The sequence below is a fragment of the Microbacterium sp. NPDC089987 genome (assembly GCF_044748505.1).
Lineage (GTDB): Bacteria > Actinomycetota > Actinomycetes > Actinomycetales > Microbacteriaceae > Microbacterium.
In genome coordinates this window covers 1,160,317-1,173,087 of the sequence record NZ_JBIVGE010000001.1, presented here as the reverse complement: position 1 = coordinate 1,173,087, position 12,771 = coordinate 1,160,317, and the positions used below count along the sequence as shown (strand labels likewise).

Here is a 12,771-nt window from a genome sequence, read left to right as displayed (position 1 = left end):
CGGAGCATGAGCCTCTGGGTGCTGCACGTCGACATGGATCAGTTCATCGCCGCCGTCGAGGTTCTGCGCCAGCCGGAGCTCGTCGGCAGGCCGGTGATCGTCGGCGGGAACGGCGACCCCACCGAGCGCGCGGTCGTGGCGACCGCCTCGTACGAGGCGCGCGAGTTCGGGATCGGGTCCGGCATGCCGATGAAGATCGCGGCTCGCAAGGCACCCGACGACGCGGTGTTCCTTCCGGTGGACCACGTTGCCTACGAGAGCGTCTCGGCCACGGTCATGGCGACGTTGCGCGGGCTGCCGGGTGTGACGCTCGAGATCATCGGGTGGGACGAGTGCTTTCTCGGGGTGATGACCGACGAGCCGGAGGAGGTGGCACGGCGAGCACGCCAGGCGGTGCTCGCGGCCACCGCACTGCACTGCTCGATCGGCATCGGAGACAACAAGATCCGTGCGAAGATCGCGACCGGGTTCGGCAAGCCGCGGGGGATGTTCCGTCTCACCGAGCAGAACTGGTTCGAGGTGATGGGGGAGCGGTCGACGCGTGAGCTGTGGGGCATCGGACCGCGAGTGCAGAAGCGGCTGGCCGGTCATGGCATCAGCACGGTGCGGAACCTGGCGGATGCCGATCGAGGAGAGCTCGTCGCGGAGTTCGGACCGCGAATGGGACTCTGGTACGGCGACCTGGGGTTCGGCCGGGGTCCGGCGACGGTCGACGACACGCCCTGGGTGGCGCGGAGTCACAGCCGCGAGACGACGTATCAGCAGAACCTCACCACGACGGAGCAGGTGGCTGCGGCGGTGCGTGAGCTGGCGATCCGAGCGTTCGACGACTGCGCAGCAGAGGACCGCCCCGTCGAGCGCGTGCACCTCAAGGTGAGATACGCGCCCTTCGGCACCAGGACGCTCGGCCGGAAGCTGTCTGCTCCTACCTCTGATCGTGACGAATTCGTGCACGCCGCACTGCGTCTTGCTTCCTCTCTGGATCCCGCGCGCGAGGTCCGCCTGCTCGGTGTGCGCGCGGAGATGTCCATGCCCGCCGGCGGCGACCCTGTCGAGCGCACCCCGGTACGGGGACGAATGTGATCGATGCGGGCTCCTCGGCTGTCAAGGCCATCGGGCTGCCGCCCGCGTCGACCTAGAGTGCTGTCGTCGCCGGGCACCCGAACAGGCGACGGGAGGACTCGATGACAGGCGATGATTCGCTGCCCACCTCTGGCCTGATCGACAGGCGCTACCAGCTCCTCGAGTGCGTCGGCCAGGGAGGGATGGCGCGGGTGTACCGCGCGCAGGACACCCTTCTCGGGCGCACCGTCGCGATCAAGCTGCTGCGCAGCGAACTGGAAGGCGACGACGCGTCGGCGGGTCGAGCGCGGGGTGAGATGACCGCTCTCGCCTCGCTCAATCACCCGGCGCTCGTCACTCTCTACGACGCGCAGCTCGTACCGGGACGCCCCGAGTACCTGGTGATGGAGTTCGTGGACGGGCCGACGCTGGCCGAACGGATCGCTCAGGGGCCCCTCGCTCCCGCAGATGTCGCGGCGCTCATCACTGATCTCGCGGAGGCACTGCACATCGTGCACAGTGCGGGCATCGTGCATCGGGACATCAAGCCGTCGAACGTGCTCATATCCCAGGCGCCGTTTCCCGCCAGCCGGTCGGGGGCGAAGCTCGCCGACTTCGGCATCTCGGCCCTGGTCGATGCAGCCCGCCTCACATCTCCCGGCATCGTGATCGGAACGGCCGCCTACATCGCCCCGGAACAGCTTCAGGGCGCGATGCCCGCGCCGCCGGCAGACATCTACTCGCTCGGACTCGTGATGCTCGAGGCGCTCACCGGCAGCCGCGCGTTCCCGCAGTCCGAGGGCATCGGCGCCGCGATGGCGAGGCTGACCACGGCGCCGATGGTCCCGACAGACCTCGGGCCGGCATGGTCCAACCTCCTGACGTCCATGACGGCGCTCGATCCAGGCGACCGCCCGCTCGCATCGGAGGTCTTCGCCGCAGCATCCGATCTCGCCGCCTCCTCCGCGCCGCCGCCACGACCAACGATGCCAGCCGCCGTCGCGGCCGCTGCGCTGGCTGCGGGGGCTCCTGCCGCAGCCGCCTCGACGGTCTCAGCGGAGGCGGCGACAGCCGCGATGACCACGCCGACGCGCGTGCAGCCCGGCGTGGCACCCGCTCCCGTGTCGACGGGCGTGCTGCCCTCGCCGTCGCACAAGACAGGCGTCGAGAGCCGTGCCAAGCGGCGACGGGTCGGGGTCATCGGGACGGCGGCAGCTGCGGCGATCGCCGCTTCTGTGCTCGCGGGTGCATGGATGCTGGGAGGTGGCGCGCCGGAGCCTGCGGCAACCGACCCTGCCGACACCCGACCATCCGCACCCGCAACGCCGGCCGTGCCCGCGAACGCGCCTGGTGAACAGGCAGACGACCCGCAGACCGACACGGACGCGAACTCGGATCGCAACGCTCAGGAGAAGGCTGCGAAAGAAGCCGAGAAGGCCGCTGAAGAGCAGCGCAAGGCCGCGGAGAAGGCTGCCGAAGAGCAGCGCAAGGCCGCGGAGAAGGCTGCCGAAGAGCAGCGCAAGGCCGCGGAGAAGGCTGAGAAGGAAGCGGAGAAAGCTCGGGAGGACGCCGACGACGCGGAGGAGCAGCAAGAGGACGAGGCGGAGCCGACGCCGGAAGGGGGAGTCGAGGGGACGCTGGACAGTGTGACCCTGTCGAGCCCGCAGCCATCCGCCAGCTAGGGGTGCCGGAGCTGCTCGCCGGGCTCCCCGTGCTCAAGAGCACGCATGCTCAGCGAACGTCACGATTGCTAAGAACCCCTTGTTCCTGGTGAGGATTCGTCGAGGATAGCCGCGTAGCGGCGGCGCGCTTCTTCCCCGTCCTGGAGAGCCTTCGCCTCCTCTTCTGGCGTTCGAGGACGCTGTGGACATCGAGACTGCTTGATCTTCTCCCAAGCCCACCGGCACGCCGTGTCTTCATCAGGAAATACCAGCTCATTGCCGTGTTCATCCACCCACGGCCGCCATGACGCACGGTCGTCTCCGACCGTGGCGCCCACAGTTCCGTCCGATCGAGGAATCAGAGTGATGTATGCGGGAGTCGGCTGGCCGCTCGCAGCCCAGACGAACAGGTAGGGGGTCGACGAGCGATCGGGAATGATCGTCAGAATCAGGGTTTCCAGTTCTTGGTGATTCAAGGTCTCTGCTCGCCTTCAGTCATGGAACAAGCTTCCCGGAGGAGCGCTCATCTCCCGGCGAAGCGGGCCTTCGCCTCTGGTGTGAGTGGCGTGTACAGGTTGACTCGGTTGCCGTCGGGGTCAGCCAGCATCATGGCACGGTTGCCCCAGGGCATGGTGGTCGGCTCTTGCAGCACCTCGACGTGATCGCTGAGCCGCGCGCGTTCCTGGTCCACGTCGTCGACCTGGAATTCGATGATCGCGCTCGAATTCGATGCCACGGTCAGTCCCGTACCGGGGAAGAGGGGGAGGGTCGCGTCGGAGCCGATCGCAAGAGATCCACCAGCGGTGACAAGTTCCGCGAAGACGGGGGCGGGCCGTTGGAACGTCGATCCGGTGAGATGTTCGTAGAACTCCACCATCTCGTCGAGGCGACTGGTGAGAAGGCGAATGGAGGCGAGTTTCATACAGCGGTCCTGTCTGTTCTGGCCTGCGTGTTCGGCAGGATTCACAACATATCAGGCGCCTGATATGTTGTGAATGACGAAGGGGGAGAGATGGCGGAGGATTTCGGGCGGCGAGTGCCTTATCTGCTGCGGCGCGTGAACGCGGCGCTGTCGCAACGGCTGGACGAGGATCTGCGCGCATTCGGACTGACGCAGTCACAGCTCTCGGCATTGGCGATCCTCGACGTCGCTCACCCTGGGGGACTGTCCGGCGCGACGCTGAGCGCGCGCTCGGGCGTGACGCCGCAGTCGATGTCTACGGCGATCTCCGGCTTGGTGGAGCGGGGGTTGGTCGAGCGCACTCCACATCCTTCGCACGGCAGGATCCTGGAGTGCCTCATCACCGAAGCGGGCACCGAGCTGCTGCATGCCGTGCAGCGAACCACGCGAGAAGGCGACCGCTACGACGGAGGACTGGACTCAGCGCAGCTGGACCAGCTCCGAGAGCTGCTCGTCGAGATGATGCGCAACCTGGATCTCTATCTGCCTTCCGCAGGGTCGAAGTAGGAGAGGTCCGTTCCTGCTTGATCTGACATAATGTGCATTATCGGTTATTCCTCGCGGAGCACCAGATCGAGGAGGCGCTCGAGAGACTCTCTCTGATCCACATCCAGCCTCGCGAACATCGGCAGCAGCTCCCGATGAGCCGCCTCGTACATGCGCTGCGTCAGCTCCCTTCCTTCGGCGGTGAGGAAGACCTCGACCGCACGGCGATCCTGCTCGCTCCGCGCACGCGCGAGATGACCGCGGCGCTCAGCGCGATCGATCAGTCCAGAGATCGTCGATTTGTCCAAGCCAAGGTGCGCCGCCAGGTCGGTGACCCGCGGGCGACGCTCGCGCAGGATGCCGAGCACGCGCAGCTGTGTCAGCGAGAGGTCGTTGTCGGCTCCGATGCGCGAGAGCACTCCGGTGACCTCGAATGTCGCGTGAACGAGTGCGTCCACCAGGGCGATGTCAGCGGCGGCGCTCGGGTTGCTTGACATGGTTGGGATTACCCACCAATCTTAACTGGTTCGTATTCCCAACCATATAGGAGCAGTCATGCGTGCCGCCATCCTCTCTGACGTCGATCGTCCTCCCGTCTATGCCGAGCACCCGGGGGTGCTGCCGCGCGAAGGCCAGATCGTGGCCGATGTGCTGGCCGCCGGGCTGCACCACCTCACTCGGGCACGCGCCACGGGGCGTCATTACAGCAGCTCCGTTCCCCTCCCCCTCGTCCCCGGAGTGGACGGCGTCGTCCGTGACCCCGACGGGGCGCTGCGCTACATCGCCCTCGACGAGACGCGCATCGGCACCTTCGCCGAGCAGACCGCTTTCGACGCCGACCGCAGCATCATGCTGCCCGCGAACGCCGATCCCGTCACCATCGCCGCGGGCATGAACCCGGGTATGTCCTCATGGATCGCCCTGCGCCGTCGGATCCAGATGCCCGTGGGAGCACGAGTGCTGGTGATCGGCGCCACCGGCGCCGCCGGCCGTCTGGCCGTGCAGATCGCCAAGCTGCTGGGAGCGAGCCACGTCACGGCAGCCGGACGCGACGCGGCCCGCCTGGCTCCGCTGCGAGCGCGGGGCGCGGACAGCGTCGTGACGCTGGACGGACTGGCCGGCGCGGCAGACGTCGATGTGGTGCTCGACTACATCTGGGGCGAACCGGTCGCCTCGGCCCTGGTGCCGCTGCTAATGCGGCGACGTGACAGATCGACTGCACTGCGATGGATCCAGCTCGGCTCCATGGCGGGATCCACCGCCGCCATCCCGGCCGCCGCACTGCGCTCATCACGGTTGGAGCTGATCGGCAGCGGAATCGGCGCCGTCCGCGCAGACGAGATCGTCGACGAGCTCCCCGCGCTGGCGGAGGCATTCGCATCGGGCGAGCTCACGGTCCCGGTCCGCGCCGTCCCGCTCAGCGACGTCGAGCAGCACTGGGCGGACGTGGGCTCAGAGCGGATCGTGTTCCAGCCCGCCGGTTCATGACACCATCCCCTGACGGCGACGACGGGATGCCGGCGTCGCCGTCAGGCCACGTACGCGGCGAGGTGCTCGCCCGTGAGAGTCGCCCTCGATGCGACGAGATCGGCCGGCGTCCCCTCGAACACGACGCGCCCGCCGTCGTGGCCGGCGCCCGGCCCGATGTCGATGATCCAGTCGGCGTGGGCCATCACCGCCTGATGATGCTCGATCACGATCACCGTCTTGCCCGCGTCGACGAGACGGTCGAGCAGACCGAGCAGGTTGTCGACATCCGCGAGGTGCAGACCGGTGGTCGGCTCGTCGAGCACGTAGATGTCGACCTTCTCCCCCATCTGGATCGCCAGCTTGAGTCGCTGCCGTTCACCGCCCGACAGGGTGGAGAGCGGCTGACCGAGCGTCAGATATCCGAGTCCCACATCCTGCATCCGCGACAGGATCGAGACGACGGCGGGGATCCTGGTCTCCGGCGCGGAGAAGAACGCGTGCGCCTCGGCGACGGGCAGGTCGAGCACCTCGGTGATGTCGAGCCCGCCGAGCTTGTACTCGAGCACACCCAGCTGGAACCGCTTGCCGCCGCAGTCCTCGCACGGTGTCTCGATCGTGTCCATGAACCCGAGCTCGGTCACGATCACACCCGACCCCTTGCAGCTGGGGCAGGCGCCTTCGCTGTTCGCGCTGAACAGCGAAGGCTTCACGCCGTTCACTTTCGCGAACGCCTTGCGGATCGGCTCCAGCATCCCGGTGTACGTCGCCGGATTGCTGCGACGCGAGCCCTTGATGGCGGTCTGATCGATCGCGACCACGCCGTCCATGGGACTGATGGAGCCGTGCACGAGCGAGCTCTTGCCTGAACCCGCGACTCCCGTCACGACCGTGAGCACCCCGGTCGGCACGTCGACGTCGACGTCCTGGAGGTTGTTGGCGTCCGCGCCCCGGACTTCCAGTGCTCCGACCCGCGCGCGCACGGCATCCTTCAGCGACGCACGGTCGTGCAGGTGGCGACCGGTGAGCGTGCCGCTTCGCGTCAGCTCATCGACCGTTCCCTCGAAGCACACCTCTCCCCCGCCGCTGCCCGCTCCCGGCCCGAGATCGACGACGCGATCGGCGATCGCGATCGTCTCGGGCTTGTGCTCGACGACGAGCACGGTGTTGCCCTTGTCACGCAGCTGCAGCAGCAGCGCGTTCATCCGCTGGATGTCGTGCGGATGCAGGCCGATCGTCGGCTCATCGAACACGTAGGTCACGTCGGTGAGGGAGGAGCCGAGGTGGCGCAGCAGCTTGATGCGCTGCGCCTCTCCCCCGCTCAACGTGCCCGACGGACGCTCGAGGCTGAGATAACCCAGCCCGAGGGTGACGAACGAGTCGAGGTTCGCTCGCAGCGCGTCGAGCAGCGGACCCGCCCCGCTCACCGAGAGACCGCGCACCCATGCGGCGAGGTCGGTGATCTGCATGCGGCAGGCGTCTGCGATGCTCGTGCCCTCGATCTTCGAGGACCGCGCCCCCTCGGTGAGCCGGGTTCCACCGCACTCGGGGCACGTCTGGAACGTCGCCACCCGCTCGACGAACGCCCGGATGTGCGGTTGCAGGGCGTCGATGTCCTTCGACAGCATCGACTTCGTGATCTTCGGGATCAGCCCCTCGTAGGTCATGTTGATGCCCGAGATCTTCACCTTGGTGACCTCGCCGTACAGGAACATGTGGCGCTGCTTCTCGGTGAACTTCGCGATGGGCTTGTCGGCGGGATAGAAGCCCGACTGCGAGAACCCCTTCACCATCCAGCCGTCGGCGGTGTACCCGGGGACCATGATCGCGCCCTCGTCGAGCGACTTCGACTCGTCGATGATCTGGGTCAGGTCGATGTCCGACACCGCTCCCCTGCCCTCGCAGCGCGGGCACATGCCGCCGAGGTACACGACGTCCTTCACGATCTTCTTCTCGCCCTTCGGCCCGGTCATGACCCCGCTGGCCTTCTGCGTCGGGATGTTGAACGAGAAGGCGGTCGGCCCGCCGATGTACGGCTCGCCGAACTTCGAGAACAGGATGCGCAGCATCGCGTTGGCATCTGTCACGGTGCCGACGGTCGAGCGCGGGTTGGCGCCGAGGCGCTCCTGATCGACGATGATCGCGGTGGTGAGACCCTCCAGCACATCGACGTCGGGCCGCGGCACGGACGGCATGAACCCCTGTACGAACGCGCTGTAGGTCTCGTCGATCATCCGCCGCGACTCGGCGGCGATCGTGTCGAACACCAGTGAGCTCTTGCCCGAGCCGGATACCCCGGTGAACACCGTCAGACGTCGCTTCGGCAGGCTGACCGACACGTCCTTCAGGTTGTTCTCGCGGGCGCCCTCAACGCGGATGACGTCATGGCTGTCGGCGGGGTGGTCCTGTGGCACGGTGCTTCCTTCGATGGGGCGGGGGCGGTTGCCGGGCGGCGCACTCGTCAGGCGATCGCCTGATTGATACGGACGAAGTTACCCGCAGGATCACGGAACGCGCAGTCCCGCACGCCGTAGGGCTGATCGATCGGCTCCTGCACCACGTCGGCGCCGTTCGCCTCGATCTCGGCGAACGCGGCATCCACGTCGTCGGCCGTGAGCACGACGCCCGCGTAGCTGCCCTTCGCCATCAGCTCGAGAATCGTGCGGCGCTCGTCGTCGCTGATGCCCGGATCGACTGCCGGAGGGGTGAGGACGATCGACGTGTCGGGCTGACCGGCCGGCCCCACCGTGATCCACCGCATGTCCTCGTATCCGACGTCCTTGCGGACCTCGAAGCCGAGGACGTCGCGATAGAAGACGAGGGATGCCTCCGGGTCGACGTGCGGGAGGAAGCTGACGCTGATGGTGATGTTGTTCATGGCGTCGACGCTACTCACGCCCGTGCGACGCCGCTTCTCGATTCCTGATCGGTCTTGTCGCCTGCTTCTCGATCCACGACGGGATGCCCGGGCCCGGTCCCGGCTCCCGCCGGTAGGCGCTCGGCGACAGACCGACGAGCTGGCTGAAGCGGGTGCTGAACGTGCCGAGCGACGAGAAGCCGACCGCGAAGCACGCGTCGGTCACGCTCACGTCCCCGCGCCGCAGCAGAGCCATGGCCCGCTCGATGCGGCGCGTCATGAGGTAGGAGTACGGGGATTCGCCGAACACCTGGCGGAACCTGCGGCTGAGGTGGCCCGCCGACATGTGCTCCCCGCGTGCCAGCGTCTCGACGTCGAGCGCGCGGGCGTACTCGCGATCGATCCGGTCGCGCACCCGACGCAGCCTGATCAGCTCCGCGAGTCGGTACGCGTCCTCATCAACCTGTGGCACATCCCGATCCTGGCATCCGATAGCGTGTGCGCGTAACGTCCCTCGTACGAAAGGACAATCATGGCCGCCTTGCGATTCGCCGATCCCGGTTTTCTGCGCTCCGTCCGTCTCTTCCTCGGCATCGCCGGGGCGATCACTCTCATCTCCGGCCTCGTGCTGCTCATCTGGCCCGCGAAATCGGCCGTGATCGTCACCGGCATCTTCGCCAGCTACCTCATCATCGGCGGTCTCGTCTACCTCGGACTCGCCGTGTTCTCGGGCAGGGGCGGCGGCTGGGTGCGAACCGGCCATGTCATCCTGGGCCTGCTGTACATCACAACCGGCATCATCGCATTCGCCAACCTCAGTGCGGCGACGGTCACGCTCGCGATCATCGTCGCGATCTTCATCGGCGTGAGCTGGATCGCCGATGGCGTGGTGGCGCTGAGCCTGATGGGACACGACGCATCCAAGGTGTGGACGCTGCTGTATGCGCTGCTCGGCATCATCGCCGGCATCATCGTGCTGCTCTCGCCGCTCTACGCCGCCACGGTGCTGTGGCTGATTCTCGGCATCTCGCTGGTCGCGCTCGGGGTCGTGCAGCTGGTGCGGGCTCTCACCCTGAAGCCCGTCGATTCCGTGCAGGCGCCGGACGTCGTGGTCTGAGCCGAGGCCGACAGACGAAGAGGGAGGCGACCCCAGCGGGTCGCCTCCCTCTTCGTTCGAACGTCACTCCGCGGCGAAATCCGAGGTGTCGCCGACGAGACGGGTGTTGTCGGCCGGCACCGGGTCCACGGCGGCCTTCGCCACCTCTGCGGCGAACTCCGAGACGTTGTAGAGCTTGCCCGCCGACTCGCGGCGGTCGGCGATCGCACCGGGGTTGGCGCGCTCGAGCAGCGTCGCCGTGATGGTGCCCTCGATCATGTCTCCTGAGACGACCGTGAACCCGACGCCCTTCTCAGCAAGACCGGGGATCAGCTCGCGCAGCGCGTCTTCGCCCGCGCGCTTGGAGCGAGCGACCGGCTCGTACTCGGGCATGGTCGGTGTGGTGCGGATGAAGTGCGCCTGGTGACTGGTGACGAACACGACCCGAGCGCCGTCGCCCAGCAGCGGCTCTGCGGTCTGCAGCACGTTCACCTGCGCATCGCGGTTGAGCTTCAGCGCGTAGTCCTCTGCCATACCGGACTCCATGCCTCCGGAGGCATTGAGCACCAGCACGTCGAGGCGACCGAACTCCTCGCGCACCCGGGCGAACATCGCGGACACGGACTCGGGGTCGGTCAGGTCCGCGCCGACGACGAGCGCACGGCGTCCGAGGGCGCGCAACTCGTTCGCGAGCTTCTCCGCGCGCGGAGCCTTGTTGCGGAAGTTGATGACGACGTCGGCGCCGGCCTCGGCGAAGTAGCGGACGGTGTCAGCGCCGATGCCGCGCGACGAGCCGGTGACGAGAGCCACCTTGCCGTCGAGGGATCCGGCGGGAAGGACCTGGGTCATCTCTGCTCCTCGGGATACGCGCGGTCGCCGGGGATGGCGACATCCCACCCTACAACGGCGCCCTTCCGCGGCCCGGTCCTGACCAGCGTGGTAGGTTGACGCTCAGGAGGGCGTATGGACGGTCTGGCGACATTCTTAGCCGACATCGGGCAGTGGGCGTGGATCGCCTGGCTGGTGCTGATCGCCGTCTTCCTGGTGATCGAGATGCTCACCCTCGACTTCACTTTCCTGATGCTGTCGTTCGGCGGCCTCCTCGGCCTCATCGCCGGACTTCTCGGACTTCCGTGGTGGGCGCAGCTGATCGTCGCCGCCGTGGCGGCAGCGCTGTTCATCTTCTTCCTCCGCCCTCCTCTGCTTCACCGCCTGCGCCGCGGAGAGGATCCCGCGAAGTCCAACGTCGATGCGCTGATGGGCCTGGGCGGCACGGCGCTGCTCGACATCACCCAGATCACCGGTCAGGTCAAGCTCAGCAACGGCGACATCTGGACCGCCCGCAGCCTCGACGGCACGCCCATCATCGCCGGCACCCGCATCGCGGTCGCCGACATCAGCGGCGCCACCGCCATCGTCCGTCCCGTCACCGAATAGGAGCATGATGAACGACTCCTCGTTCATTCCGACCGCCATCGCGTGGGTCCTCGCCATCGCGGTCATCATCTTCGTGCTGGTCACGATCGCCCGCGCGATCCGGATCATCCCGCAGGCGACGGCCGGCGTCGTCGAACGCCTCGGCCGGTATCACAAGACCCTCCAGCCGGGGCTGAACATCCTGGTGCCGTTCATCGACCGGCTGCGTCCGCTGATTGACATGCGCGAGCAGGTCGTCTCGTTCCCGCCGCAGCCCGTCATCACCGAGGACAACCTGGTGGTGTCGATCGACACCGTCGTCTATTTCCAGGTGACGGATGCCCGTGCCGCGACTTACGAGATCGCGAACTACCTTGGTGCCGTCGAGCAGCTGACCACGACGACGCTGCGCAACGTCGTCGGCGGACTGAACCTCGAGGAGGCTCTCACCAGCCGCGACGAGATCAACGGGCAGCTGCGAGTCGTGCTCGATGAGGCCACCGGCAAGTGGGGCATCCGCGTCTCGCGCGTCGAGCTGAAGGCCATCGACCCGCCCGTCTCGATCCAGGATTCGATGGAGAAGCAGATGCGCGCCGAGCGCGAGCGTCGTGCCACCATCCTCACCGCTGAAGGGTCGAAGCAGTCGCAGATCCTCGAAGCCGAGGGGCAGCGTCAGGCCGCCATCCTCAAAGCCGAGGGCGACAAGCAGGCGGCGGTGCTGCGCGCCCAGGGCGAGGCCGAGGCGATTCAGAATGTGTTCAGCGCCATTCACCAGGGCCGGCCCGACGACAAGCTGCTCGCGTACCAGTACCTGCAGATGCTGCCCAAGATCAGCGAGAGCGAGTCGAGCAAGCTCTGGATCATCCCGAGCGAGCTGACCGAGGCGCTCAAGGGCATCGGATCGGCGTTCACACCCCGGGGCGACGCCGCCGGCGAGCCGCCGCGCGGCGCGTGACGCATCCGTTCTTCGTCGGCACCAGGCACCCGCGCGTCTTCGCCCACCGCGGACTGATCGTCGCGGGCGGCGGAGGCGCTGCGGTGTGGGAGAACACCGCGGCCTCGTTCGCCGCCGCGCACGCGGCCGGCGCGGAGTACATCGAGACCGACTGCCGGGTCACGGCAGACGGAGACGTCGTCCTCTTCCACGACGAGACACTGCAGCGACTGGCCGGGGACCCGCGCCGCGTGGGCTCGGTGCGCACGAGAGAGCTGGAGCGCCTCTTCGTCGAGCACGGCGGACTGCTCACGGTGGCGGATGCCCTCGATGCCTTCCCCGGCATCAGGTTCAACATCGATGTGAAGACGGCACAGGCATCCGTCCCGCTCGGCGCCGCTGTCGCGCCGCACGCGGATCGGGTGCTGGTCACCAGCTTCTCCGACCGTCATCGCCTCGCCGCGCTCCAGGCGACGATCGAGGCGGGAGCGAAGATCAGGCCGGCCACGTCGGGCGGTCGCTCGGTGATCACACGCCTGCGAGCGCTCTCGGCCATCCGCCTCTCCCCCGCCCGCGTGCTGCGCGAAGTCGACGCGGTGCAGATCCCGGTATCCCACAGCGGCGTCCGCCTCTTCACTCCCTCGCTGCTGCGCGCCGCTCACCGGCACGGAGTCGAGGTGCACGTCTGGACGGTCAACGAACCCGCCGAGATGGCGCGGCTGGTCGCCGCCGGCGCCGACGGCATCGTGACCGATCGCGCCGGTCTGGCGGTGCGAACTCTTTCCTGACGGCTCCGCCGCCGCCCGCGCATGCCCTGGGATTCCCCTGTGA

14 protein-coding genes are annotated in these 12,771 nt (G+C 67.6%); 8 read left to right on the top strand and 6 right to left on the bottom strand.

Going from position 1 to position 12,771, the window contains the following annotated elements:
- The first annotated feature begins 6 nt into the window (after window positions 1-6).
- Both ACIPV2_RS05500 and ACIPV2_RS05495 read left to right on the top strand, forming a co-directional pair.
- A complete protein-coding gene (locus ACIPV2_RS05500; RefSeq protein ID WP_400839208.1) occupies window positions 7-1,083 on the top strand; it encodes a DNA polymerase IV in 1,077 nt (358 codons plus the stop codon).
- Between the two features lie 101 nt (window positions 1,084-1,184).
- Entirely contained in the window at window positions 1,185-2,744 is a 1,560-nt protein-coding gene (locus tag ACIPV2_RS05495) for a serine/threonine-protein kinase (protein ID WP_400839206.1), read from the top strand.
- Between the two features lie 502 nt (window positions 2,745-3,246).
- Here ACIPV2_RS05495 and ACIPV2_RS05490 read toward each other — a convergent pair.
- Window positions 3,247-3,645 (bottom strand): VOC family protein, encoded by a 399-nt coding sequence (locus tag ACIPV2_RS05490; RefSeq protein WP_400839204.1) that lies wholly within the window; start codon window positions 3,643-3,645, stop codon window positions 3,247-3,249.
- A gap of 90 nt (window positions 3,646-3,735) precedes the next feature.
- Here ACIPV2_RS05490 and ACIPV2_RS05485 point away from each other — a divergent pair, with 90 nt between their 5' ends.
- Window positions 3,736-4,191, top strand: coding sequence for a MarR family winged helix-turn-helix transcriptional regulator (locus tag ACIPV2_RS05485; RefSeq protein WP_400839202.1), 456 nt, complete (start codon window positions 3,736-3,738; stop codon window positions 4,189-4,191).
- 44 nt (window positions 4,192-4,235) lie between these two features.
- Here the strand turns inward: ACIPV2_RS05485 and ACIPV2_RS05480 are convergent, their stop codons facing one another.
- Complete coding sequence (locus tag ACIPV2_RS05480) at window positions 4,236-4,667, bottom strand: MarR family winged helix-turn-helix transcriptional regulator (protein ID WP_400839200.1); 432 nt, start codon at window positions 4,665-4,667, stop codon at window positions 4,236-4,238.
- 58 nt (window positions 4,668-4,725) lie between these two features.
- Here ACIPV2_RS05480 and ACIPV2_RS05475 point away from each other — a divergent pair, with 58 nt between their 5' ends.
- Window positions 4,726-5,658: a zinc-binding alcohol dehydrogenase family protein gene (locus ACIPV2_RS05475; protein ID WP_400839198.1), complete on the top strand. Its 933-nt coding sequence runs from the start codon at window positions 4,726-4,728 to the stop codon at window positions 5,656-5,658.
- A gap of 41 nt (window positions 5,659-5,699) precedes the next feature.
- Here the strand turns inward: ACIPV2_RS05475 and ACIPV2_RS05470 are convergent, their stop codons facing one another.
- From ACIPV2_RS05470 to ACIPV2_RS05460, 3 genes are read right to left on the bottom strand one after another with little or no spacing between them, the layout of a single operon-like run.
- Entirely contained in the window at window positions 5,700-8,051 is a 2,352-nt protein-coding gene (locus ACIPV2_RS05470) for an ATP-binding cassette domain-containing protein (RefSeq protein ID WP_400839196.1), read from the bottom strand.
- A gap of 47 nt (window positions 8,052-8,098) precedes the next feature.
- Window positions 8,099-8,515 carry a VOC family protein gene (locus ACIPV2_RS05465; RefSeq protein WP_400839194.1) on the bottom strand — a complete coding sequence of 139 codons (417 nt, stop codon included), beginning with the start codon at window positions 8,513-8,515 and terminating at the stop codon, window positions 8,099-8,101.
- 10 nt (window positions 8,516-8,525) lie between these two features.
- Window positions 8,526-8,966: a helix-turn-helix transcriptional regulator gene (locus tag ACIPV2_RS05460; RefSeq protein ID WP_400839192.1), complete on the bottom strand. Its 441-nt coding sequence runs from the start codon at window positions 8,964-8,966 to the stop codon at window positions 8,526-8,528.
- A 60-nt stretch (window positions 8,967-9,026) separates the two neighbouring features.
- Here ACIPV2_RS05460 and ACIPV2_RS05455 point away from each other — a divergent pair, with 60 nt between their 5' ends.
- Window positions 9,027-9,611 (top strand): HdeD family acid-resistance protein, encoded by a 585-nt coding sequence (locus tag ACIPV2_RS05455; RefSeq protein ID WP_400839190.1) that lies wholly within the window; start codon window positions 9,027-9,029, stop codon window positions 9,609-9,611.
- A gap of 63 nt (window positions 9,612-9,674) precedes the next feature.
- Here ACIPV2_RS05455 and ACIPV2_RS05450 read toward each other — a convergent pair whose 3' ends face one another.
- Window positions 9,675-10,439, bottom strand: coding sequence for an SDR family oxidoreductase (locus ACIPV2_RS05450; protein WP_400839188.1), 765 nt, complete (start codon window positions 10,437-10,439; stop codon window positions 9,675-9,677).
- Between the two features lie 114 nt (window positions 10,440-10,553).
- Between ACIPV2_RS05450 and ACIPV2_RS05445 the strand changes: the two genes are divergently transcribed.
- Genes ACIPV2_RS05445 through ACIPV2_RS05435 form a run of 3 tightly spaced genes read left to right on the top strand, consistent with a single transcriptional unit; the run spans window position 10,554 to window position 12,728 of the window.
- Window positions 10,554-11,027: an NfeD family protein gene (locus ACIPV2_RS05445; RefSeq protein WP_101186561.1), complete on the top strand. Its 474-nt coding sequence runs from the start codon at window positions 10,554-10,556 to the stop codon at window positions 11,025-11,027.
- 7 nt (window positions 11,028-11,034) lie between these two features.
- Window positions 11,035-11,961 (top strand): SPFH domain-containing protein, encoded by a 927-nt coding sequence (locus ACIPV2_RS05440; RefSeq protein WP_101186958.1) that lies wholly within the window; start codon window positions 11,035-11,037, stop codon window positions 11,959-11,961.
- Window positions 11,958-12,728 (top strand): glycerophosphodiester phosphodiesterase family protein, encoded by a 771-nt coding sequence (locus tag ACIPV2_RS05435; protein WP_400839185.1) that lies wholly within the window; start codon window positions 11,958-11,960, stop codon window positions 12,726-12,728. The genes ACIPV2_RS05440 and ACIPV2_RS05435 overlap by 4 nt, the downstream gene beginning before the upstream one ends.
- Window positions 12,729-12,771: the final 43 nt, after the last annotated feature.